The organism is Microvirga soli (assembly GCF_016734765.1).
GTDB lineage: Bacteria > Pseudomonadota > Alphaproteobacteria > Rhizobiales > Beijerinckiaceae > Microvirga > Microvirga soli.
Genome location: NZ_JAERQE010000008.1, coordinates 107396 through 129753 on the forward strand (window position 1 = coordinate 107396; position 22358 = coordinate 129753).

Consider the following 22358-nt stretch of genomic DNA (forward strand, 5'->3'; position numbering starts at 1 on the left):
CATGCCCCCGCTGATATGGCGATGGCCTACTCCACCTTCGCGGAGATGTTCAGTTTCGCCAGCGCTTCCTTCGGATCGGACGCCAGCATCGCATCCATCACGCCGAAGCCGGACGGATTCTTGGGCTGCGCATTGAGCGTGAGCTTGCCGGGCTTGGCGATGAAGCGGCCGATGGCCTGACCCAGTGTCGAGGCCTGTTCCGAATTGCCGATCATGGACGACACGACGAACGGCGCGGCGCTCGCATAGATCGTCCGCAGCGCCTCGGGCGTGGTTTTCTGTTCCTTGGCTGCCTGGATCAGGTAGCGCCCGAGCAGGCCCTTGTCCTCGACAACGATATCGGCCGATTTCGCCTTGGCGCCGATCAGCGCCGCCGCAGCGGTCGCCTCATCGGCGCTGAAGAGGTCCTGGGTGACGTTGCCGATGGTGCCCGTCAGCGAGAGGCTGCCCATGTCCTGCCCCTGAACGGACACTTCCTTAAGGGCAATTTCCTTGGCGCTTTCGTTCCATATCGCGGCAGCCAGGAACGAGACGTCGATATTCTTGTAGCCCAGCGCCGTGAGCTCCTTGACGCCGTCGTCGGTGCTTTTCGACGGCAGGGTCATCGTCAGGTTCTGCAGTCCGATCCGGAGATTGGTCGGGATGGCGTTCACCGGCTTATCGGCTGTCAGCTCGAAGCCTTTCAGCGCGGCCTGCACCTTGACCTTCTTGCCCTCGTCCTCAGTCGTTCCGTCGATGGAGAAGCCCGAGAGGCGCAGGGTCCCCAGGGTCGGAACGAGGCTGCGCATCGTCGCGGCATCGAGATCATCAAAGGACTTGGCCTGAAGGTTCCTGAGGCCGTCGAGCGTCTGCCGGAACGAGAAGCCCGTGAGGCTCAACGAGTCGAGCTTCATGCGGTTGTCCTTGTCGGAGAACTCGAAGCCCTCCCATCGCATGTCCGCCGGCTGGGCATCGGTGCCGCCCGTATAAGCGATGCGGGCAATGCGTGCCTGACCGGAAGAGCCCTTGGCCTTAGTGGTCATCTCGATTCCGGAGGCCTCCATGAAGCCGATCTGGAAGGAATCAATGAGGTCGGCGATTGCCGGCAGCAGGCGTGCCTGATCCTCGGCCGACAGGTCGGTGCGGTCCGACATTTCGGTCATGAGGGTCACCGTGCCGTTCCAGGAATCCTTGGTCGGGCGCCCGAGGAAGTCGCGGCCGCCGAGGCGGGCAATCTTGAAGGTGATGCCTTCCCGGCTGTCCACCAGCTGCAGATTCTCAAGCGAGAAAGCCCCATAAATCTTGGCCATGGGCGTGGAGGGGCCATCGGACTTGGCCTCGTAGAGCCGCGCCATCGCCGGCAGGTCCACCTCGCTCATGGTGGTGCGGCCCCCGGTGACCACAACCTTGTCCTTGGTGCCAGACGATTCCATGGCCATCGTCTCGATCGCAACCGATGCGATCCGCCCTTGGGAGACGTCGCTGACGACCGTGTTGCGGTAGGTGGTGGTCTGGGTTTCCTTGCCCATAACCTGCTTCACCCGAGCTTCGGGAATCGTGATCTGCTTGGCATTGATCCGCCTGAGGCGGCTTTCCATCGGCTCGGACGAAGCGGACGAGAACAGCGCTTCGATCTCGGCCCGCGGTGTGGACACGCCGGAGAACTCGATCCGCTTCATCTCGTAGGTCGTGACACCGAAGGTGAAGGTCACGTTGTCGAGGCTGAAGCTGTCGGCGGATTGCGCGAAAGCGGCGCTCCAGAGCGGGACCTTGACGGCTCCAACTGAGATGCGCTGTCCGCCTGACTCGATGACTAGGTCGCGCAGAACGGCCGGCTCAAACGACAGCGCGGTCGAGCCGGCAAGCAAAGCGAGGGCGGCAACGCCGGCGTGGTAACGAAGTCTCATGATGTCTCCCAAAGCCGGCGAATCGGATGCCAGTATCCTTTAGCCGAAAGGCGCCCAGGAGGGGAGAACAGGGGAGTACGTAACGTTTTTACAACGAGAACGAGGTGCCGCAGCCGCAGGCGGCGGTGGCGTGGGGGTTCTCGATCTTGAAGGACTGGCCGATCAGGTCGTCGACGAAGTCGATCACGGAGCCGTCCATGTACTGGATCGACACCTCGTCCACCACCACTTTGGCCCCGTCCTTCTCGATCACGAGATCGTCGTCCTGCCGGGTCCGGTCCACATCGAAGGCATATTGAAAGCCCGAGCAGCCGCCGCCGTTGACGCTGATTCTCAGGTGCGAGCCGTCTGGCTCGGAGGCCATGATCTCGTTGATACGGCGGGCGGCGCGTTCAGTCAGGGTGATACCGGTCATGGGCACTTCCAGTCCATCGAAGGACGACTTTCTTGCACTAGGTGTTAAGAGCAAGGTAAGTGCGCCCTGACAAGGCTTCAACCCGGGGAAATGTGTGCGGCCCTTTGGCGAGAGATGGCGAGCCCCTTATGCCTGCGACCCGTGGGGGAGCCGAGGCCGGCTTTTCCCTGAGGCAGTCTCCCCGACCCGCAGCGAGTTTCAGCGCGACCGGGACCGGATCATCCACTCCTCGGCCTTCCGCCGGCTCAAGCACAAGACTCAGGTGTTCGTCTATCACGAGGGCGACCACTTCCGGACCCGGCTGACCCACACCATCGAGGTGAGCCAGATCGCCCGGGCGCTGGCCCGCTCCCTCGGGCTCGACGAGGATCTGGCCGAGGCGCTGGCGCTCTCCCACGACCTCGGCCATACGCCGTTCGGGCATACGGGCGAGGATACGCTGGACGAGTGCATGGCGGGCTTCGGGGGCTTCGACCACAACGCCCAGGCCCTGCGCGTCGTGACCCGGCTGGAGCGTCGCTACGCGGAATACGATGGCCTGAACCTCACCTGGGAGACCCTGGAGGGGCTGGTCAAGCACAACGGTCCGCTCCTCGATGCGCAGGCGCAGCCGACCCTGCGCTATGCCGCCCGGGGCGTGCCGCTGGCGATCCTCGAATACAACGCCCAGCAGGATCTGGAACTGGCCACTCATGCCGGTGGCGAGGCCCAGGCAGCGGCCATTGCCGATGATATCGCTTACGATGCCCACGATCTCGACGATGGCCTCAGGGCCGGACTGTTCCAGATCGAGGACCTGCGCGAGGTACCGTTCCTCGCAGGTCTCCTGGCCGAGATCGATGGCCGCTATCCCAACCTCGATCTCTCCCGCCGAATCCACGAATTGACCCGGCGCGTCATCACCCGCTTCGTAGAGGATGTGGTGGCGGAAGGGGAGCGCAGGATCGCCGCCCTGGCGCCACAGAGCGCAGGCGACATCCGGCAGGCGGGGAGCACCATGGTCTGCTTCTCGAAGGCCATGACGGAGGCCGATGCCTCGATCAAGCGTTTCCTCTATGCTCGCATGTACCGCCATTCGGATGTGATGCGGGTTCGGGCCCAGGCCGACGACGTACTGCGCGATCTCTTTCGCCGCTTCAAAGCCGAGCCGGAGCTCATGCCGGAGGAGTGGCAGGTCGACCTCCCAAGAGGCGACGAGCCGCGTCTTGCCCGCCGCGTGGCGGATTACATCGCCGGCATGACGGACCGGTATGCGATCCTCGAGCACCGGCGCCTGTTTGACGTGACGCCGGACCTGCGTTAGGCGGCTCCACGGATTTCCAGGGCCAAGGGCCCTTCAGAGACAAAGTACCATGAACATTTTTGGGCTGTTCGAGAAGCGGGTTGCGGAAGCGCTTGGCCGGTTGGCCGAAGGGGCTAAGATTCCCTCGGGGCTGGATGTCAGCCGCGTGGTGGTCGAGCCGCCGCGCGATCCGTCCCACGGCGATCTCGCCACGAACGCCGCCATGGTGCTGGCCAAGGAAGCGCGCATGAACCCGCGCGCCCTGGCCGAGCTGCTCGTCGCGGACCTCCAGGACGATCCGCGCGTCACCAAGGTGGAGATCGCCGGTCCCGGCTTCATCAACATCCGCCTGAACGCAGCTGTGCTGCACGAGGTGCTGCGCGCGGCCGTCGTCGATGGCAACGGCTTCGGGCGCAGCGGCCAGGGGGAGGGCACTCCCGTCAACGTGGAATATGTCTCGGCCAATCCCACCGGCCCGATGCATGTGGGCCATTGCCGTGGCGCGGTGTTCGGTGATGCGCTGGCCGGGCTGCTGGATTTTGCCGGCTACAAGGTCATTCGCGAGTACTACATCAACGATGCGGGTGCGCAGGTCGATGTCCTCGCCCGCTCGGCCTATCTCCGCTACAAGGAAGCTCTCGGCCATGAGATCGGCGAGATTCCGGAAGGGCTTTATCCGGGCGACTATCTCAAACCGGTCGGCGAGCTGCTCGCCAAGAAGCATGGCCAGAGCCTGCTCGACAAGCCGGAGGCCGAGTGGCTGCCGCTCGTGCGTGAGGCGTCGATCAATGCCATGATGGACATGATCCGCACCGACCTCGCGGTGCTCAACATCCACCACGACGTGTTCTTCTCCGAACGCTCCCTGCAGCTGGGAGCCGAGGATCAGGTGAAAGCCCTGATCGAGGATCTGCGCTCGCGCGACCTCGTCTATATGGGCCGTCTGCCGCCCCCCAAAGGGCAGAAGGACGAGGATTGGGAGGATCGCGAGCAGCTTCTGTTCCGCGCCACCGCCTTCGGCGACGAGGTGGATCGCCCGCTGCTGAAGTCGGATGGCTCCTACACCTATTTCGCCTCCGACATCGCCTATCACCGCTCCAAGTTCGAGCGCGGCTTCGCCTCGATGATCGACGTCTGGGGCGCCGATCACGGCGGCTACGTGAAGCGCATGCAGGCGGCTGTGAAGGCGGTCTCCGACAACAAGGCCGACCTCGACGTGAAGCTCTGCCAGATGGTGAAGCTGTTGCGCGGCGGCGAGCCGGTGAAGATGTCCAAGCGCTCCGGCGATTTCGTCACGCTCCGTGAGGTTGTCGACGAGGTTGGCCGGGACGCCACCCGCTTCATGATGATCTTCCGCAAGAACGACGCCACCCTGGATTTCGACCTCGCCAAGGTGGTCGAGCAGTCCAAGGACAACCCGGTCTTCTACGTCCAGTACGCCCATGCCCGCTGTGCCTCGGTGTTCCGGCAAGCCGGAGAGGCTTATCCAGGCGCGGACTTCTCGGCGGCTCAGCTCGAGAAGGCTGATCTCTCAATCCTGAGTGACGAAGCGGAACTGGACATCATCCACCGCATCGCTCAATTCCCCAGGGTTATCGAGGCGGCGGCGGAAGCACACGAGCCGCATCGGGTGGCTTTTTACCTCTACGATCTCGCCAGCGCCTTCCATAGCTTATGGAATAAGGGCAAAGACTTGCCGCAATTACGCTTTGTTAATCTAACTGATAAAGAGTCAACACAGGCGAGGCTCGCTCTCGTGCATGCCCTGAAAGGCGTGCTCGCATCTGGTCTCGCAATCCTGGGCGTCACGGCACCTGATGAAATGCGATAGTGTTTCCTCAAGCGGATCAACCGCTTAGAGGGTTGGTCGCATCGGGTCCTGTCACGTCGTGCCGGCGGAGCAACAGGTGCTCCTGTCGCGTAACTGGAGATCCGGCGAATGAGCGAATCACCGAAGCCCCGTTTTGCCATCGACCTCAATGAGATCGAGCGGCAACTCGCCCAGGCGGGCGCCCCGCAGAACCATCAGGCCCATGCCACGCGGAGCGATCCGTTGGCGGAATTGGCCCGTATTGTGGGGCAGGACGACCCATTTCAATCGATTTTAGCCAATGACGGCTCGTCCCGCCCGCGCCAGCAGGGCGCGTCGGTGGACGACCTTTTCGCCGTCCGCGACACTATGACGCCCGGAGGCCGAGAGGTCCCGGTACGGGGGTCCCATGCAGGCCAGGATCAGCACTCCTACCATCAGGATGCCTACCCCCAGGCCCATGCTGGCGCTCCCGAGTCGGCTTATGCTCATCAGCCCGCCCGTCAGGGTCAGGCTTATGAAGAGCAGGATTCGTACGGCAACGAGGCCTACGCTCAGGACTACTACTCGGATCAGGCCGCCCAGTACCCCGACCAGGGCTATGACGACGCCGAGCGGCTCAGCTATCCTCCGGTGGAGAAGACCCGCTCGCGCAAGGGTCCGGTTGCCATTGCGGCTGTGATCGGCGCTCTCGTGCTTGGCGGCGGCGGAGCCTACATGGCCTCGGGTTCGTCATCCATCACGGGTGGCGGCGAGCCGGTGTTGATCAAGGCGAACAACGAGCCCACCAAGGTTCAGCCGCAGAATCCGGGCGGGGTCGAGATCCCGAACCAGAACAAACAGATCTACGAGCGCGCCAACCAGGACGGCGCCACCAAAGTGGTCAACCGCGAGGAGCAGCCCGTCGACGTGCAGCAGGCCGTGCGCATGAACGGCAATGCCGTGGCGGACGCCACCGGCGGCACGATCGGCGCATCGGGCAAGCCACATCACACCGCGAGCCTGAACCTCGGCGAGCCGAAGAAGGTCCGCACGGTCACGATCCGTCCGGATGGCACCACGGCCGGCGAGGCACCGGCTCCCCAGCAGGCCGCTTCTGCTGCCATGACCCTGCCTCCTCAGGCTCAGCACGCTCCGGTTCAGGTCGCTTCCGCCCAGGTTCCGGCGGCGCAGCCCAGGCCGGTGGCCAGCACGCCAGTTGCAGCTCCGGCGACCCCGGCTCCGAAGCCCACGCCGGCCGCAGCAACGCCCACCAGCACCCCGGCCCCGCAGCAGGTTGCCTCGGTGCAGCCGACGGCACCGGTGGCCGCGGAGACGACCCCGACCGGCGGCTTTGCCGTGCAGCTCGGCGTCGCCACCTCCGAAGCCTCAGCCCAATCCGTGTTCGCTTCGTTCCAGCGCAAATATTCGGATCTGGGAGGCCAGCCTTCGATGATCCGCAAGGCCGAGGTGAACGGCAACACGGTCTATCGCGTTCGCGTCGGACCGATGTCGAAGGAGGAGGCATCCTCCCTCTGCTCCAAGCTGCAGGGCCAGGGCGGACAGTGCTTCGTGGCCAAGAACTGATTTAGCTTGGAACTGAACAAGCTTGGCAACCAAGAATTCTTGACCCTGCCGAGCAGGGGACGTAAGGCGCGGGTATGAACACCCGCGCCTTTATTGCTGGATGCTCCGGCTTCGAACTCACCCCCGACGAGGCTGCCTTCTTCCGGGAAGCGCAGCCCTGGGGCTTCATCCTGTTCCGCCGCAACGTCGACAGCCCTGAGCAGGTGAGGGCGCTTTGCGCCTCCTTGAGGGACACGGTCGGGCGGGCTGATGCCCCGATCCTCATCGATCAAGAGGGCGGCCGGGTTCAGCGGATGGGGCCGCCGCATTGGCCGAAATATCCGGCCGGGCGCACCTATGGGCAGCTCCATGCCAACGATCCGCTCGTCCAGCGGGAGATCGCCCGTCTCGGAGCCCGCCTGATCGCCCATGACCTGCGGTCCGTCGGGATCACAGTGGATTGCCTGCCCGTTCTCGACGTGCCGTCGCCGGGCTCCCACGACATCATCGGCGACCGGGCCTACGGCAAGACGGCTGCTCAGGTGGCCGTGCTCGGCCGGGCTGCTGCCGAGGGCCTGATGGCCGGTGGCGTCCTGCCGGTGGTCAAGCACATGCCCGGTCACGGCCGGGCAGGGGCCGACAGCCATCTGTCGCTGCCCGTAGTCGAGGCCTCCCGCGAGGAGCTGGCGCGGCACGATTTTGCGCCCTTCCGCATGCTCACCGACATGCCGCTAGCGATGACGGCCCACGTTGTCTACACGGCTCTCGACCCAGAAAATCCCGCCACCACCTCCCGCATCGTCATGGAGGAGATCATCCGCGGCCATATCGGCTATGACGGGCTGGTGATGACCGACGATCTGTCCATGCACGCCCTGTCGGGATCCTTCCGGAGCCGGACCGAGGCCGCCTTTGCGGCCGGCTGCGACATGGGCCTTCACTGCAACGGCAGCATGGAGGAGATGAGCGCGGTGGCCGAGGCTGCACCGGTTCTGGCGGGCGATGCCCTGCGCCGCGCTAACGCTGCGTTAGCGCGCATCACCCACGATCCGGAGCCTCTGGATCCTGTGGATGCCCGGGCGCGGCTCGATTCTGCTCTTGCGATGATCGCCTAAAGCCCGTGAAGCTTCGAGCCCGTTGAGTTGAGTACCATCCATGGCCAAGCCCTTACCCTTTGACGAAGTCGAGATGAACGAGCGCGCCGAGAGCGAGCCCGCTCTGCTCGTCGACGTGGACGGGTTCGAAGGGCCGCTCGACCTGCTGCTCGAACTGGCCCGGCGTCAGAAGGTGGACCTCCACCGCATCTCGATCCTGGCGCTTGCCGAGCAGTACATCGCTTTCATCGAGGCGGCGCGGCGGATGCGCCTGGAGCTTGCGGCCGATTACCTCGTGATGGCGGCTTGGCTCGCCTATCTCAAGTCCCGCCTCCTGCTGCCCGAGCCGCCTAAAGGTGAGGAACCGAGCGCCGAGGATCTGGCCTCCGCGCTTGCCCTGCGCCTGCGCCGCCTGGAGGCGATCCGCGAGGCGGCCAAAAAGATGGGCGAGCGCTCCTGGCTTGGTCGGGACGTCTTTGCCCGCGGCGCCCCCGAGCCGGTGATCATCCACCGGGATTCTCATTACGAGGCGAGCCTCTACGACCTGCTCAAAGCCTATGCCCAGCAGCGGCAGATCCAGTTCAATTCCAGGGTTTCCCTGCACAAGCGGAATGTCTGGTCCCTGGTCGAGGCCCGGGAGGCTCTGGAGCGCCTGGTCGGGCACCTGAGCGATTGGGTGACCCTCGACACCTATCTTGTGGAATTCATGGTCGAGCCCGCCATGCGCCCGACCGTTCTGGCCTCGGCTCTCTCCGCCACCCTGGAGATGGTCCGTGAGGGCAAGCTCACTATGCGGCAGGACGAGGCCTTCGCGCCGGTCTGGGTCAAGCCTGTGGCCGATCCAGCCGAGGCAGGAGTTTAGGATGCTGCCCGATATGCACGACGATGTCCCCGAAACCTTGGAGGATGAGGCTCCCGAGGTCAGCCACGTGCCCGATCACGGCGAGGCCATGCGCATCGCCGAGGCATTGCTGTTCGCCTCCGCGGCACCCTTGAGCGTCGAGGAACTGGGCGGCCGCCTGCCGGAAGGGGCAGATGTGGAGAAGATCCTTCAGGACCTCTCCGAGCTCTATGCGCTCCGGGGCGTCAACATCGTCCGGGTGGCGGGCAAATGGACCTTCCGCACCGCAAGCGACCTGTCCTTCGTTCTCGCCCGCGACGTGGTCGAGCAGCGCAGGCTCTCCCGCGCGGCCATGGAGACGCTGGCGATCATTGCCTATCACCAGCCGGTGACGCGGGCCGAGATCGAGGAGATCCGTGGCGTCGCCACCTCCAAAGGCACCATCGATACCCTCCTGGAAACCAGCTGGATCCGCCTGCGCGGCCGCCGGAAGGCGCCAGGACGCCCGGTCACCTACGGCACCACGCCGGCCTTCCTGGAGCATTTCGGGCTCGATGCCATCGAGGACCTGCCGGGCCTTGAGGAATTGAAGGGTGCGGGCTTCATCGAAGGCCGCGTTCCCTCCGACTTCTCGGTGCCGCTGCCCTCCGATGCCGATGCCCTGCGTGAGGACGAAGATCCCCTCGACGACGATCTCCTGCAGCCTCTGGACATGCACCAGACCGAGGCCGGCGAGGAATGACGGACAGGCCATCGGGCCCCGCGCGCGACCGGTTCCGTTTGCCCCGCTGGGGCCAGCGCGGCACGGCGGGCGCTTCGATCCCGGCGCAGCTCACCTTCGAGAATATCGTCCAGGCCTATGGCAGCCAGCGCGCCCTCGATGGGGTCTCGCTCACCATCGAGCCGGGCGAGATCGTCTGCCTGCTCGGCCATTCCGGCTGCGGGAAGACGACCCTGCTGCGCATCGCGGCCGGCGTGGAGGCTCCCACCTCCGGCCGGGTGCTCATGGACGGCCTGGAGGCGAGCGGCCCGCGGGCCTTCGTGGAGCCGGAGAGGCGCGGCATCGGGCTGATGTTTCAGGATTACGCCCTGTTCCCGCATATGACGATCCTGCAGAACATCATGTTCGGCCTGAAAGATCTCTCGGCCTCCGAGGCCGGGGTAGCGGCCCGCCGGGCCCTGTCCCGCGTCGGCCTGGAGCATTACGCCAACGAGTATCCCCACACCCTGTCCGGCGGCGAGCAGCAGCGGGTGGCGCTGGCGCGTTCCATTGCGCCCCGTCCCGGCGTGCTGCTCATGGACGAGCCGTTCTCCAACCTCGACCGGCGCATGCGCGATGCGATCCGGGACGAGACCATCGCAATCCTGAGAGAGACCGGAGCTACGACCATCGTGGTGACCCATGACCCGGAGGAGGCGATGCGGATTGCCGACCGGATCGTGCTGATGCGCGCCGGCGCGATCATCCAGCAGGGCGAGGCCGAGGAGATCTACCGGCGGCCGTCGAACCTGTTTGCCGCCCGGTTCTTCTGCGACTTCAACGAGCTTGAGGGTGTGGTGCGCAATGGCCAGGTGAGCTGCCCGGTCGGGGTCTTTCCGGCGCCGCATCTGGGGGATGGCCCGGCCATCGTCTGTGTGCGTCCCCAGGGGGTGAGGCTGAGGCCGGCGGGCTTCTGCCTGCCGGGGCGGGTGGTCTCGCGCCGCTTCCTCGGGGAGGTCGATCTGGTCCATATCGACGTGCAGGGTGTCGACCGTCCGCTCCAGGCCCGTGTTCACGATCCCGTGGACGTGAGGGAGGGACAGGATGTGGGCATCGATGTCGATACGAAGGATGTCCTTGTTTTCGCCGCGTCCGACGCATAGGTTGGCGGCGAGTTCTTCATCTGAAATGCCGCGCCCCGCGAGGGCGCAGGAGGATTGCCATGGGTGGCACGAGTATTTGGCACTGGATCGTTGTTGGTCTGATCGTCGTCCTGCTGTTCGGACGCGGCAAGATCTCCGACATGATGGGCGACGTCGCAAAGGGCATCAAGGCCTTCAAGAAGGGCATGTCCGAGGACGACACCCCGGCTAAGCCGGTGCAGCCGTCCGAGCCGGTGCGGACCATCGACCACCAGAACGGGACGTCCACCACGACCACCGTCACGACGGACCACAAGGTCGGCTAAGCTGTGAGGCGCGCCAGGATGTGGCGCGTCAGTACGCGTGAGTATCTAAGAGGCAGGTTCGAGGCCACGTCATGTTGGACATGAGCTGGGGTGAGATCATGGTGATCGGCGCCGTCGCGCTGATCGTGATCGGCCCGAAGGATCTGCCGAAGGCGCTGCGGACGGTCGGGCAGATGACCAGCAAGCTCCGTCGGATGGCGTCGGAGTTCCAGGGCCAGTTCAACGAGGCCATGCGCGAGGCCGAGCTCGACGAGGTCAAGAAGCAGCTCCAGAGCGTGAACGAATCCGTTCCGTCGCTCAACACGAGCTTCAACCCGATCCAGACGATCCGGGACGAGCTGAAGACCTCCATCGAGGCGCCTGTCGCGCCTCCGGAGAAAGTCCTTGAGCCGGAGAGCGGCTCTTCCTCTCCGGTTGCCGAGACAAACGTTCAGGCCCCGTCCGATGCCTCGGTGCAGGCCGTGGTCGAGGGGCGGACGCCGGCTCCTGCCGACCCGCTCGTAGACCTGCCGCTGCCGCCAACCGTCGATCCGGCAACGGAGATCGCCGAGTCCCTGCGGCGGGAAGCCGAATACGAGGCCCAGCAGGCTGCGCTCGCCCAACAACTCTCAGAAAAACCGGACGCGAAAGTCGGATGACCACTGCCGTTGAACAGGACGAGGTCGAGGCTTCGCGCGCTCCTCTGATCGAGCATCTCACCGAGCTGCGTTCGCGCCTGATCAAGGCGCTGATCGCATTCGTCTTGCTGTTCTTCGTCTGCTTTGCCGGCGCGAAATACATCTACAACGCACTGGTGTGGCCCTATGTCCTCGCCGTCGGCTCGCCCGAGAAGGCCCATCTGGTCTACACCCACGGCCTGGAATATCTGTTCACGCAGATTCAGGTCGCGGCCTTCGGGGCAGGCTTCCTGGCCTTTCCGGTCATTGCCGTTCAGATCTACAAGTTCGTCGCGCCGGGCCTCTACAAGAACGAGCGGCGGGCCTTCGTGCCATACCTGTTCGCAACGCCGGTTCTCTTCACCGTCGGGGCGGCCTGCGTCTACTTCATCGCCATGCCGCTCCTCATGCGCTTCTCCGTGGGCATGCAGCAGCTGGCGACCGAGAGCGGCCCCACCATCGAGTTCCTGCCCAAGGTCAGCGAGTACCTGTCGCTGATCATGACCCTGATCTTCGCCTTCGGCATCTGCTTCCAGCTGCCCGTGATCCTGACCCTGCTCGCCCGGGCCGGGATCATCGATTCGCAGTTCCTGAAGGACAAGCGGCGCTACGCCATCGTGATCGTCTTCGTGATCGCGGCTGTTCTGACCCCGCCCGACGTGATCAGCCAGTTCGCCCTTGCGGTCCCCACCTTGCTTCTTTACGAGGCATCCATCTTCTCCGTCCGCATGGTCGAGAAGAAGCGTGCGGAAGCCGAGGCCGCGCGCGCGGCGGAGGAATAGGCGTCAAAGCCTCCACAACCGGCCGCCATCCTTGGCACAAGTTGAAGGGCGGTCTTGTCATCGGGGCGAGGCTGTCTGACGAAGCAGGTCCTCATCCCATGCACGACATCCGTTCCATCCGCGAGAATCCCGCGGCTTTCGATCAAGGCCTCCGGAACCGGGGCATGGAGCCTCTATCCGAGCGCCTGATCACCCTCGACGACCAGCGCAAGAGTGCCATCTCGGCCCTGCAGGCGGCCACCGAGCGCCGCAATGCCATGTCCAAGGAGATCGGCCAGGCCAAGGCCAAGAAGGACGAGGCGCGGGCGAGTGAGCTGATGGCCGAGGTGGCCCGGATCAAGGAGACGATGCCGGACCTGGAGGAGGCCGAGCGCGTGGCCGAGAAGGCCCTGTTCGAGGCTCTCGCGGCCATTCCGAACATTCCGAAGCCGGACGTGCCGGTTGGCGCCGACGAGCATGGCAACGTGGAGCGTCACCGGGTCGGTGCGCCCCGGATGTCGAACAGCGCCAAGCAGCATTTCGAGATCGGCGAAGCCCTTGGCCTCATGGATTTCGAGACGGCCGCGAAGCTCTCCGGCTCGCGTTTCGTCGTGCTTAAAGCGGGCCTCGCGCGCCTTGAGCGGGCGCTGGGCCAGTTCATGATCGATCTCCACACCAATGAGCACGGCTACACGGAAGTGAACCCGCCGCTGCTGGTGCGCGATGAGGCCATGTTCGGCACGGCGCAACTGCCGAAATTTGAGGACGATCAGTTCTGGGCTTTTCCGGGCAACTCGCTCGAGCAGGTCGTTGCTGCTGCCCTTGAGGGCCAGCCGCAGGACGCGATTGCCAAGATGATCAAGGACACCCGCTACGGCATGATCCCGACCGCCGAGGTGACGCTCACCAATCTCGTGCGCGAGCAGATTCTTTCGGAGGAAGAACTCCCGCTGCGCTTCACCGCGCTCACCCCGAGCTTCCGCGCAGAGGCGGGCTCCGCCGGTCGCGACACGCGCGGCATGATCCGTCAGCACCAGTTCGTGAAATGCGAACTCGTCTCGATCACCACGCCGGAGACCTCGGCCGACGAGCATGAGCGCATGCTCACCAGCGCCGAGAACGTGCTGAAGAAGCTGGAGCTTCCGTTCCGCACCATGACGCTCTGCACCGGCGACATGGGCTTCTCCTCGACCAAGACCTACGACATTGAGGTCTGGCTGCCGGGGCAGGGGGCTTACCGCGAGATTTCGAGCTGCTCGGTCTGCTCGGATTTCCAGGCTCGCCGCATGAATGCCCGCTACCGCGCCGCCGGTGAAAAGCAGCCTCGGTTCGTGCACACGCTGAACGGCTCGGGGCTGGCGGTCGGTCGCACGCTCGTGGCCGTGCTGGAGAACTACCAGAACGAGGACGGCAGCGTCACGATCCCGTCCGTGCTGCAGCCCTATATGGGCGGTGTCACCCGCATCGAGCGTCAGGCTTAAAGCATGCGCATTCTCTGCACCAACGATGACGGCATTCATGCTCCAGGGTTGAAGACCCTGGAAGCCATTGCCCGCGAGCTATCGGACGATGTCTGGGTCGTCGCGCCCGAGACGGATCAGAGCGGTGTTGCCCACTCGCTCTCGCTCAACGATCCCTTGCGCCTGCGCGAAATCTCCAGCCGGCACTTCGCCGTCAGGGGCACGCCGACGGATTGCGTGATCATGGGCGTGCGCCACCTCATGCAGGATGCGAAGCCCGATCTCGTGCTCTCCGGCGTCAATCGTGGGCAGAACGTGGCCGAGGACGTGACCTATTCCGGCACTGTCGCGGGCGCCATCGAGGGCACGATCCTCGGCGTCCCATCCATCGCGCTCTCACAGGCCTACGGCCCGACGACGCGTGATGCGCCGCGCTGGCAATGTGCCGAGCATCATGGCCCCAAGGTGGTGCGCAGGATCCTCGAGGCTGGAATCGACAAGGGCATCCTCGTCAACGTGAACTTCCCGGATTGCGAGCCGGACGAGGTCGAGGGAACAGCTCTCGTCAATCAGGGTCAGCGCACGCAGGAACTGCTGCGCCTCGACGAGCGTCGGGACGGTCGCGGCAATCCCTACTTCTGGATAGCTTTCGAGCGCCGCCCCTTCACGCCCGGCAACGGCACGGATCTCTGGGCCATCGCCAACCGGCGCATCGCCGTGACGCCCTTGCGCATCGACATGACCGACGAGCCGACCCTGACCCGCTACGCGCAGGCCTTCGGCTGAGGATGCGGGCGTGATGAACCAGGATCTGCCATACTGGCCCGAAGCGGACGATGCCCGCGACGAGCAGGCGGCGATCGGGGCAGCGTCCTTCATCCTGTCGTTGCGCGCCAAAGGCATCCGCGACACGGCGCTGCTACGCGCCATGGAACTCGTGCCGCGCGAGGTCTTCGCCCCGCGCCGCTTCACCGATCTCGCCCGCACCGATGTCGCCCTGCCGCTGCCTTGCGGCCAGACCATGACCGGCCCTGCGACGGTGGCCGCCATGCTGCTCGCGCTGGGCGTGCAGCCCGGCCAGCGCGTGCTTGAGGTCGGCACAGGCAGCGGCTACGTGACGGCGCTTCTGGCGCGGCTCGGGGCGGAGGTAACGAGCATCGAGCGCTTCAACACCCTGGCGGCGGCGGCAGCACAGCACCTCGATATCGTCGAGGCAGGCAAGGTCCGCCTGGAAGTGGGCGACGGGCTTGCCACGCGGGTGCGGGACCGGTTCGATCGCATTCTGCTGAACGGCGCACGCCCGGAGCTTCCGGAAGCCTTGATGTCCCTCCTGGGACCCGGAGGTCGCCTCGTGGGAGCGCTGACTGTCGAGGGCATGCCGCGCCTCGTGAAGGTCGAGCGCGGTAATGAGGGAGAACTCACGCAGAGCCTTGGCGCCTCCTTGCGAATTTCGCCTCTCGTCACCGGCATTGCGGCAACTCTCTAGCGCATCGTGCGGAAAAGTGGAGCCCGGTTTTCCGCTCTCAACGATGCGCTAATCAAAGAAGGAGCATCGGATTGATCCAAAAAGTGCAAGTCCACTTTTTGGTCCGATGCTCGGCCGAATCGAAATTTTTTCGACAAGGTTACGAGAAAGTGCGCACCATCAACCGTTGCTTAACCTGAACAGGCTTTTAATCGCTCCATCGAGTTGCGTTCGGTTGGGGTTGAGTGATGCGTTTGCGTGTGAGTTCTGGACATTGGGCTGCGGTGTCTCGGATCGCTCTTGTGGCTTTGATCGGGAGTGCCGCTGCGGCATGCAGCACCGACAGCGCGCGGTTCGCGGAGAACCCCTTCTCCAATCCATTCGCCGCCAGCGAGCGCATGGATACCGGCGCCACGGCTTCTTCTCAGCCTCAGGCCTCTCCGTCCTACGCGGCCGCTCCGATGCCGACCGCTTCGGTCCAGGCTCAGGCCCTGCCGCCGGTGCAGGCTCAGCCCCTGTCGCAGCCCACCCGCATCGCCTCGGCTCCCGCTCCCGTCCAGCCGCGCCCCGCACCGGCCGTTCAGACTGCATCCGCCCAGCCCAAGTTCCGCCTGGTCGACACGTCGAAGGTGCCGGCCGCCACGACACCCGTCGCTGCCGCCGAGCCCGCCCGGCGTGTTCGCCCCGGCATGACCACAACGGCGCAGGCGCCAGTGCCTGTAGCTCCGGCTCCCGCGAAGTCCGCTCCGGTGCAGGTCGCCTCGGCCACGGCTGAGCCTCTCGTCTCGGCTCCGAAGCCGCTCGTCTCCGCGCCGAAGCCGGTGGTCGAGCAGCCCAAGGTTGCGGCTCTCACCCAACCCGAGCCCGTCAAGTCCATCGCTCCTGCGCCAGTGGCGCCGGCCCCGCAGCCGGAAGCTGCCAAGGCTCCCGCACCGGAGCCCGAGGCGACCGCCAGCGTATCGGGCGACTTCCGCTGGCCCGCTCGCGGCCGCGTCATCGCCGGGTTCGGCGCCAACGGCGGCAACGAGGGCATCAACATCGCGGTTCCCGAAGGTACGCCGGTGAAGGCCACCGAGGCCGGCACCGTGACCTACGCGGGCAGCGAAGTGAAGGGCTACGGCAATCTCGTCCTGATCAAGCACGAGAACGGCTATGTCTCGGCCTATGCCCATAACGGTTCTCTGAGCGTGAAGCGCGGCGAGCAGGTGAAGCGCGGCCAGGTGATCGCGACCTCCGGCCAGAGCGGCAACGTGACCTCGCCGCAGCTGCACTTCGAAATCCGCAAGGGTGCACAGCCTGTCGATCCGATGAAGTATCTCGGCGGCTGATCCCGCACAAAGGTTAGGTCGGCTTCGAACCTCGAAGCCGATCGAATGAAGGGACGGTGGGCTCAGCCACCGTCCCTTTGTCGTTTCAGATCGCTTTTCCCAAACGACCGGCCAGATCCTGGATGAACTGCCAGGCGGTGCGGCCAGAGCGGGCGCCGCGGGTGGTGGCCCACTCGAGGGCCTCGGCCCGGATTGCGTCGCGGTCGGCCTGCAGGCCGAGATGGTCGACATAGCCGAAGACCATGTCGAGATATTCATCCTGGCTACACTTGTGGAAGCCGAGCCAGAGGCCGAAACGGTCGGATAGCGAGACCTTTTCCTCGATGGCCTCTCCCGGATTGATGGCAGTGGAGCGCTCGTTCTCCATCATGTCGCGGGGCAGGAGGTGGCGGCGGTTGGACGTGGCGTAGAAGATCACGTTGTCCGGCCGGCCCTCGATCCCACCCTCCAGCACAGCCTTGAGCGACTTGTAGGAGGTGTCATCTGCGTCAAAAGACAGGTCGTCGCAGAACACGATGAAGCGGTGCGGATCGGCGCGCAGCAGGCCCATGAGGTCGGGCAGGGTCTCGATGTCCTCGCGATGGATCTCGATGAGCTTCAGGGGGCGGGAATCGCCGGGCCGGATATGATTGATCTCCGCATGAACCGCCTTGACCAGGGAGGACTTGCCCATGCCCCGAGCGCCCCAGAGGAGGGCATTGTTGGCCGGCAGCCCCTTGGCGAAGCGCCCGGTGTTCTCCGCCAGTTGGTCTCGCACCCGGTCGATGCCCCGTAGGAGGCTCATCTCGACCCGGTTCACCTTCGGTACAGGGGAGAGCCTGCGCCCGGCTGCGTGCCAGACGAAGGCGTCCGCAGCCGTCACATCGGCGTGAGCCGTGCCGGTGGGAGCAAGGCGCTCCAGGGCGTCGGCGATGCGGGTCAGAAGTGCCAAGGTTTCAGGAGAATTGGGGTCTGTGGGCATTTAAGGCTCGGGCCATGAGGGCGGAGAGCGACTGCTTAGCGCAAAAAGCGTCAATGGGTCCATGGAAGGAGCCTTGGGAAACGCCTCTAACTTCATTGATTTCGCGGAGTCGATGGGTATAGTCCGCCACGCTTTGTAGTCCCGTCCGGCGCGGGTAGGCCCCAACAGTGCCTGCCACGCGCCTTTATCCATGGAGAGCCGCTTGTTCATTTCCCCCGCTTTCGCCCAAGGGGCTGTCGGAACTGACACGTTGAGCATGATCGGAAATTTCGTTCCGTTCATCCTCATTTTCGTCATCATGTGGTTCCTGATCATTCGGCCCCAGCAGCGCCGGGTGAAGACCCACCAGGAGATGATCAAGAACGTGCGCCGCGGCGACACCATCGTCACCTCCGGTGGTATCATCGGCAAGGTGACCAAGGTGACCGAGGATGCGGCCGACATCGAGGTCGAGATCGCCGACGGCGTGAAGGTGAAGGTGGCCCGGGCCATGATTTCCGACGTCCGCTCCAAGAGCGAGCCGGTCAAGGCCTGATGGGGACGAGGCCGGCCCTCCTTGTGCGGATGGGCCGGTTCGCCGCAGCGCGCTGCGGCAAAAGAGTGTGAAAGGTTGAGCTGACGATGCTGCGCTTCTCCAGATCGAAGATCATCGCCACGGTGGCGATTATTGTGATCGGCCTGCTCCTGGCGGTTCCGAGCACCATGAACCGCGAGCAGCGTCAGGCCTTCCTGAATGCCGTCCCGAGCTGGGTGCCGTCCTGGCTCGTCCCGTCCCGCGCCATCGTTCTGGGCCTCGACCTGCAGGGTGGGTCCCACGTTCTTCTCGAGGTCGATGCCCAGGACCTGATGCGCACGCAGGTCACGACACTGCGTGACGACGTCCGCCGCATCCTGCGCGACACCCGTGTTTCGTCCCAGAACGGCATTCAGACGGTTCAGCGCGGCGTTCAGATACGTGTGCCGGAAGCAGCCGACCGTGACCGGCTGCTGCCCCGCCTGCGGGAGCTGGCTCAGCCCACCGGCAATGCCATTCTCGGTCAGGCCGGTGGCAACACCATCGACATCAACACGACCCCCGACGGCGTGATCACGCTGACCTATTCGGAGATTGGCACCACCGAGCGGGTGCGCCGGGCCGTCGATCAGTCCATTGAGGTCATCCGCCGCCGTATCGATTCCACCGGCACCACCGAGCCGAGCATCCAGCGCCAGGGCGCCGACCGCGTGCTCGTCCAGGTTCCGGGCCTTCAGGATCCGCAGCAGCTGAAGGCGCTTCTCGGCGAGACCGGCAACCTCGAGTTCCGCCTGCTCGCTCAAGCCGGCGCCACCGACGTGGACATGCTGCCCATGCAGGATGCCGGCGGCCAGCGGGTTCCCGTCGAGCGTCGGATCATCGCCGAGGGCGGCGACCTGACCGATGCGCAGCCGGCCTTCGACACGCAGACCAACCAGCCCATCGTCAATTTCCGCTTCAACATCCGCGGCGCGCAGCGCTTTGGCCAGGCGACGACGGAAAACCTCGGGCGTCAGCTTGCCATCGTCCTCGACAACCAGGTGATCTCGGCGCCGACGATCCAGTCGCCCATCACCGGCGGCTCGGGCCAGATCTCCGGCAGCTTCACGGTCGAGCAGGTGAACAACCTCGCCGTGTTGCTCCGCTCCGGCGCCCTACCGGCCAAGCTGACCATCGTCGAGGAGCGCACCGTCGGCCCAGGCCTCGGACGTGACTCGATCCAGGCCGGCAAGATGGCCACCTACGTGGCGGGCATCTTCGTGATCATCTTCATGTTCGTCACTTACGGCCTCTTTGGCCTCTTTGCGAACATCGCGCTCCTTGTCCATGTGGGCCTCATTTTCGGCCTCATGTCTGTGCTGGAAGCCACGCTGACCCTGCCGGGCATCGCCGGTATCGTGCTCACCATCGGCACGGCGGTGGATTCCAACGTGCTGATCTACGAGCGCATCCGCGAGGAAGTCCGTGCAGGCCGGTCCATCGTCTCGGGCATTCAGGCGGGCTTCGACCGGGCGTTCGCCACGATCGTGGACTCGAACAGCACCATGGCCATCGCGGCGGTGATCCTGTTCTTCCTGGGCTCCGGCCCCGTGCGCGGCTTCGCGGTCGTGTTCATTCTCGGCATCCTGACGACGGTTCTCACCGCCGTGACCCTGACGCGCATGATGATTGCGCTCTGGTACCACTGGATGCGTCCCAAAGTTCTTCCGTTTTAAGGAGTGCGTATCGTGCGCCTCGTTCGCCTCTGGCCCGAAAACTCCCATTTCGACTTCATGCGCTTCCGGCGCTTCTCGTTCCCGCTGTCGGCTGTCATCTCGATCCTGACGGCCGTGATGCTCCTGACCGGCGGCCTCAATTTCGGCATCGATTTCCGGGGCGGCACGCTCATGGAAATCCAAGCCAAGTCGGGCCAAGCCAATGTCGGTCAGATCCGGCAGACCGCTGAGGGCTTCGGCTTCGGCGACGTGGAGGTGCAGGAATTCGGCACCGCCGGCGAGGTTTCGCTGCGCTTCCCGATCCAGGAGGGTGGCGAAGCCGCGCAGGCCAGCGTGGTGCAGAAGGCACGCGACACGTTCGGCACCGATTATGAGTTCCGTCGCGTCGAGACCGTCGGACCCCGTGTCTCGGGCGAACTCGTGCAGTCCGGCACCATCGGCGTGGTGCTCTCGGTGATCGCGGTGCTGTTCTATCTCTGGTTCCGCTTCGAGCGCGAGCTGGCGGTGGCATCCATCATCGGCACCCTCCACGATATCGTGCTGACCATCGGCTTCTTCGTGATCACCGGCCACGAGTTCAACATGACCTCGATCGCCGCGATCTTGACCATCGTGGGCTATTCGCTCAACGAAACCGTGGTGGTGTTCGACCGAACCCGCGAGCTGATGCGTCGCTACAAGACCATGCCGGCCGAGGAACTGCTGAACCTGTCGATCAACCACACCATGTCCCGGACGGTGATGACGGCAGCGACGACCGCGCTGTCGCTCCTGGCGCTGGTGCTGTTCGGCGGCCAGGCGATCCAGGGCTTCGCGCAGGTCATGCTCTACGGCGTCGTCATCTGCACGTACTCGGCCATCTGCATCTCGTCTCCCATGCTGATCTATATCGGCCTGCGCGGGTCTGAGAGTGTGAAGGTTCCGGAGGGTAGGGCAGCCGCAGCGGAGTAAGCCGATGAGCTCAGGCCGCCTCTATGACGGGTTCCTGCCGGGACGCTATCAGTTCGATGCTTACGGCAATGGCGGCTTCCGCTTCGCGGACATGTCCCATCGGGGCTCCCTGCTCGCATTGCCTTCAGGAGTCAGGGCGTGGCCGGTCGCGTCCATGGCTGACCTGACGGACGAGGTGCTCGATCCGATCTTCGCCGAGGGCGATGCGCTCAAACTCCTGCTGTTCGGCACGGGCCTCGATATCGCAGCGCTTCCAGCGGCGTTCCGGACGCGGTTTCGCGAAGCGGGAATTGGGCTCGACGTCATGCAGACCGGGGCGGCTGCCCGCACCTACAACATCCTGCTCGCCGAAAACCGCAAGGTTGGCGCCGCGCTCATCGCCGTCGCTTGAGATGGCGGAAGCAATATCCAATTTCGCCCATTGCGAAGCTCTCGTGCGCGAAGCCGATCCGGATCGCTATTGGGCAGGCCTCTTCGCGCCTGCCGACAAGCGTCCGCATCTCTACGCACTCTATGCCTTTAGTTTCGAGATTGCTCGGGTCCGCGAGGCGGTGCGCGAGGCGCTCGTCGGCGAAATTCGCCTGCAATGGTGGCGCGACGCTCTTCAGGGCGAGGCACGGGGCGATGTGCGGGCTAATCCCGTCGCTGCGGCGCTCGACGACACCATCGTGCAGTTCAGGCTTCCGCGTCAGTCGCTGGTCGACCTGATCGATGCGAGGATCTTCGATCTTTACGAGGATCCGATGCCGAGCCTCAACGACCTGGAAGGCTATTGTGGCGAGACCTCTTCGAGCCTGATCCAGCTCTCAAGCCTCATCCTCTCCGACGGCACGAACCCCGGCACGGCCGATGCGGCCGGACATGCTGGCGTCGCCTATGCCATCGCGGGCCTGCTGCGCGCTTTCCCGATCCATGCGCGCCAGGGTCAGGTCTATGTGCCGGCCGATATTTTGACCAAGCATGGCGTGGTGCGCGAGGACATCGTCACGGGCCGTGGCGGACCGGGCCTTAAGGGAGCGCTCGCCGATCTGCGCGCCGTCGCCCGCAGGCATCTCGAGCAGGCGCGCGCCTTGCGAGGCACGATCCCGATTGCCGCGAAGCCCGCGTTTCAGCCGATTGCACTGGTGGAGCCTTATCTCAAGGCCATGGAGCGCCGGGATTACGATCCCTTCCACACCGTGGTGGAACTGCCGCAATGGCGGCGGATCTGGTCGCTCTGGCGCGGGCCGTTTTAGCAGATTTTGCGTCATCCCGGACGGAGCGTCAGCGGAGATCCGGGATCGCTAGAACTAGCCTAGCACTGTCATTCCGGGGCCGCGTAGCGGAGCCCGACCCGAAGGGCCGCACCGAAGGCGTGGAAATCCATAACCGCTAACGCCACAGAAAAGTGCACGACGCTGTTCGTCTTCTCTAAGACGTTGTGTTTATGGATTCCCGCCTGCGCGGGTATGACAGCGTTGAGGTTCGAGTGCTCTGTTCTGCATACGATCCCGGATCGCCTATGGC

At 64.8% G+C, this 22358-nt stretch carries 22 protein-coding genes; 19 read left to right on the plus strand and 3 right to left on the minus strand.

Annotated elements, in window-relative coordinates; genetic code table 11:
- Positions 1-26: 26 nt before the first annotated feature.
- Both JKL45_RS09850 and erpA read right to left on the minus strand, forming a co-directional pair.
- Complete coding sequence (locus JKL45_RS09850) at positions 27-1886, minus strand: aq_1923 C-terminal domain (RefSeq protein WP_201860956.1); 1860 nt, start codon at positions 1884-1886, stop codon at positions 27-29.
- A gap of 88 nt (positions 1887-1974) precedes the next feature.
- On the minus strand, positions 1975-2301 hold the full coding sequence (gene erpA, locus JKL45_RS09855) for an iron-sulfur cluster insertion protein ErpA (RefSeq protein ID WP_201860957.1): 327 nt from the start codon (positions 2299-2301) through the stop codon (positions 1975-1977).
- 94 nt (positions 2302-2395) lie between these two features.
- Here erpA and JKL45_RS09860 point away from each other — a divergent pair, with 94 nt between their 5' ends.
- From JKL45_RS09860 to JKL45_RS09925, 14 genes are all read left to right on the plus strand, one after another.
- Positions 2396-3604 carry a deoxyguanosinetriphosphate triphosphohydrolase gene (locus JKL45_RS09860; protein ID WP_201860958.1) on the plus strand — a complete coding sequence of 403 codons (1209 nt, stop codon included), beginning with the start codon at positions 2396-2398 and terminating at the stop codon, positions 3602-3604.
- Between the two features lie 49 nt (positions 3605-3653).
- Complete coding sequence (gene argS / locus JKL45_RS09865) at positions 3654-5414, plus strand: arginine--tRNA ligase (protein WP_201860959.1); 1761 nt, start codon at positions 3654-3656, stop codon at positions 5412-5414.
- A 108-nt stretch (positions 5415-5522) separates the two neighbouring features.
- Positions 5523-6959, plus strand: coding sequence for an SPOR domain-containing protein (locus tag JKL45_RS09870; protein ID WP_201860960.1), 1437 nt, complete (start codon positions 5523-5525; stop codon positions 6957-6959).
- A gap of 74 nt (positions 6960-7033) precedes the next feature.
- A complete protein-coding gene (gene nagZ / locus JKL45_RS09875; protein WP_201860961.1) occupies positions 7034-8053 on the plus strand; it encodes a beta-N-acetylhexosaminidase in 1020 nt (339 codons plus the stop codon).
- Positions 8054-8093: 40 nt separating this feature from the next.
- Entirely contained in the window at positions 8094-8894 is an 801-nt protein-coding gene (locus JKL45_RS09880) for a segregation and condensation protein A (RefSeq protein ID WP_201860962.1), read from the plus strand.
- A 1-nt stretch (position 8895) separates the two neighbouring features.
- Entirely contained in the window at positions 8896-9615 is a 720-nt protein-coding gene (scpB, locus tag JKL45_RS09885) for an SMC-Scp complex subunit ScpB (protein ID WP_201860963.1), read from the plus strand.
- On the plus strand, positions 9612-10736 hold the full coding sequence (locus JKL45_RS09890; RefSeq protein ID WP_201860964.1) for an ABC transporter ATP-binding protein: 1125 nt from the start codon (positions 9612-9614) through the stop codon (positions 10734-10736). The genes scpB and JKL45_RS09890 overlap by 4 nt, the downstream gene beginning before the upstream one ends.
- A 59-nt stretch (positions 10737-10795) precedes the next feature.
- Positions 10796-11041, plus strand: a complete 246-nt coding sequence (locus JKL45_RS09895) for a twin-arginine translocase TatA/TatE family subunit (protein WP_201860965.1) — start codon at positions 10796-10798, stop codon at positions 11039-11041.
- Positions 11042-11112: 71 nt separating this feature from the next.
- Positions 11113-11679, plus strand: coding sequence for a Sec-independent protein translocase protein TatB (gene tatB / locus JKL45_RS09900; protein WP_201860966.1), 567 nt, complete (start codon positions 11113-11115; stop codon positions 11677-11679).
- A complete protein-coding gene (tatC, locus tag JKL45_RS09905) occupies positions 11676-12479 on the plus strand; it encodes a twin-arginine translocase subunit TatC (RefSeq protein WP_201860967.1) in 804 nt (267 codons plus the stop codon). Before tatB ends, tatC begins: the two co-directional genes overlap by 4 nt.
- 98 nt (positions 12480-12577) lie before the next feature.
- Positions 12578-13939 carry a serine--tRNA ligase gene (serS, locus tag JKL45_RS09910; RefSeq protein ID WP_201860968.1) on the plus strand — a complete coding sequence of 454 codons (1362 nt, stop codon included), beginning with the start codon at positions 12578-12580 and terminating at the stop codon, positions 13937-13939.
- A gap of 3 nt (positions 13940-13942) precedes the next feature.
- The gene (gene surE / locus JKL45_RS09915) at positions 13943-14704 is read left to right on the plus strand and encodes a 5'/3'-nucleotidase SurE (protein WP_201860969.1); all 762 of its coding nucleotides are present in this window, start codon (positions 13943-13945) and stop codon (positions 14702-14704) included.
- Positions 14705-14717: 13 nt separating this feature from the next.
- Positions 14718-15404 carry a protein-L-isoaspartate O-methyltransferase family protein gene (locus tag JKL45_RS09920; protein ID WP_201860970.1) on the plus strand — a complete coding sequence of 229 codons (687 nt, stop codon included), beginning with the start codon at positions 14718-14720 and terminating at the stop codon, positions 15402-15404.
- A gap of 281 nt (positions 15405-15685) precedes the next feature.
- Positions 15686-16711 carry a peptidoglycan DD-metalloendopeptidase family protein gene (locus JKL45_RS09925; RefSeq protein ID WP_312896936.1) on the plus strand — a complete coding sequence of 342 codons (1026 nt, stop codon included), beginning with the start codon at positions 15686-15688 and terminating at the stop codon, positions 16709-16711.
- 85 nt (positions 16712-16796) lie between these two features.
- On the opposite strand, the gene JKL45_RS09930 is transcribed toward JKL45_RS09925, so the two are convergent.
- On the minus strand, positions 16797-17672 hold the full coding sequence (locus JKL45_RS09930; RefSeq protein WP_201860972.1) for an ATP-binding protein: 876 nt from the start codon (positions 17670-17672) through the stop codon (positions 16797-16799).
- Between the two features lie 202 nt (positions 17673-17874).
- Here JKL45_RS09930 and yajC point away from each other — a divergent pair, with 202 nt between their 5' ends.
- From yajC to JKL45_RS09955, 5 genes are all read left to right on the plus strand, one after another.
- A complete protein-coding gene (yajC, locus tag JKL45_RS09935) occupies positions 17875-18207 on the plus strand; it encodes a preprotein translocase subunit YajC (RefSeq protein WP_246498443.1) in 333 nt (110 codons plus the stop codon).
- A gap of 86 nt (positions 18208-18293) precedes the next feature.
- On the plus strand, positions 18294-19901 hold the full coding sequence (gene secD / locus JKL45_RS09940; protein ID WP_201860973.1) for a protein translocase subunit SecD: 1608 nt from the start codon (positions 18294-18296) through the stop codon (positions 19899-19901).
- Positions 19902-19913: 12 nt separating this feature from the next.
- Complete coding sequence (gene secF, locus JKL45_RS09945; RefSeq protein WP_201860974.1) at positions 19914-20852, plus strand: protein translocase subunit SecF; 939 nt, start codon at positions 19914-19916, stop codon at positions 20850-20852.
- Positions 20853-20856: 4 nt separating this feature from the next.
- Complete coding sequence (locus JKL45_RS09950; RefSeq protein ID WP_201860975.1) at positions 20857-21243, plus strand: Mth938-like domain-containing protein; 387 nt, start codon at positions 20857-20859, stop codon at positions 21241-21243.
- Position 21244: 1 nt separating this feature from the next.
- Entirely contained in the window at positions 21245-22087 is an 843-nt protein-coding gene (locus JKL45_RS09955; RefSeq protein ID WP_201860976.1) for a phytoene/squalene synthase family protein, read from the plus strand.
- The last annotated feature ends 271 nt before the right edge of the window (positions 22088-22358 follow it).

Bases quoted from the DNA above. Each gene is read 5' to 3' on its own strand.
- serS (WP_201860968.1), top strand. From the start codon at position 12,578: ATGCACGACATCCGTTCCATCCGCGAGAATCCCGCGGCTTTCGATCAA.
- JKL45_RS09930 (WP_201860972.1), bottom strand. From the start codon at position 17,672: ATGCCCACAGACCCCAATTCTCCTGAAACCTTGGCACTTCTGACCCGC.
- erpA (WP_201860957.1), bottom strand. From the start codon at position 2,301: ATGACCGGTATCACCCTGACTGAACGCGCCGCCCGCCGTATCAACGAG.
- JKL45_RS09850 (WP_201860956.1), bottom strand. From the start codon at position 1,886: ATGAGACTTCGTTACCACGCCGGCGTTGCCGCCCTCGCTTTGCTTGCC.
- argS (WP_201860959.1), top strand. From the start codon at position 3,654: ATGAACATTTTTGGGCTGTTCGAGAAGCGGGTTGCGGAAGCGCTTGGC.
- JKL45_RS09890 (WP_201860964.1), top strand. From the start codon at position 9,612: ATGACGGACAGGCCATCGGGCCCCGCGCGCGACCGGTTCCGTTTGCCC.
- secD (WP_201860973.1), top strand. From the start codon at position 18,294: ATGCTGCGCTTCTCCAGATCGAAGATCATCGCCACGGTGGCGATTATT.
- scpB (WP_201860963.1), top strand. From the start codon at position 8,896: ATGCTGCCCGATATGCACGACGATGTCCCCGAAACCTTGGAGGATGAG.
- JKL45_RS09950 (WP_201860975.1), top strand. From the start codon at position 20,857: ATGAGCTCAGGCCGCCTCTATGACGGGTTCCTGCCGGGACGCTATCAG.
- JKL45_RS09955 (WP_201860976.1), top strand. From the start codon at position 21,245: ATGGCGGAAGCAATATCCAATTTCGCCCATTGCGAAGCTCTCGTGCGC.
- JKL45_RS09895 (WP_201860965.1), top strand. From the start codon at position 10,796: ATGGGTGGCACGAGTATTTGGCACTGGATCGTTGTTGGTCTGATCGTC.
- surE (WP_201860969.1), top strand. From the start codon at position 13,943: ATGCGCATTCTCTGCACCAACGATGACGGCATTCATGCTCCAGGGTTG.
- tatC (WP_201860967.1), top strand. From the start codon at position 11,676: ATGACCACTGCCGTTGAACAGGACGAGGTCGAGGCTTCGCGCGCTCCT.
- JKL45_RS09920 (WP_201860970.1), top strand. From the start codon at position 14,718: ATGAACCAGGATCTGCCATACTGGCCCGAAGCGGACGATGCCCGCGAC.
- JKL45_RS09870 (WP_201860960.1), top strand. From the start codon at position 5,523: ATGAGCGAATCACCGAAGCCCCGTTTTGCCATCGACCTCAATGAGATC.
- tatB (WP_201860966.1), top strand. From the start codon at position 11,113: ATGTTGGACATGAGCTGGGGTGAGATCATGGTGATCGGCGCCGTCGCG.
- JKL45_RS09880 (WP_201860962.1), top strand. From the start codon at position 8,094: ATGGCCAAGCCCTTACCCTTTGACGAAGTCGAGATGAACGAGCGCGCC.
- nagZ (WP_201860961.1), top strand. From the start codon at position 7,034: ATGAACACCCGCGCCTTTATTGCTGGATGCTCCGGCTTCGAACTCACC.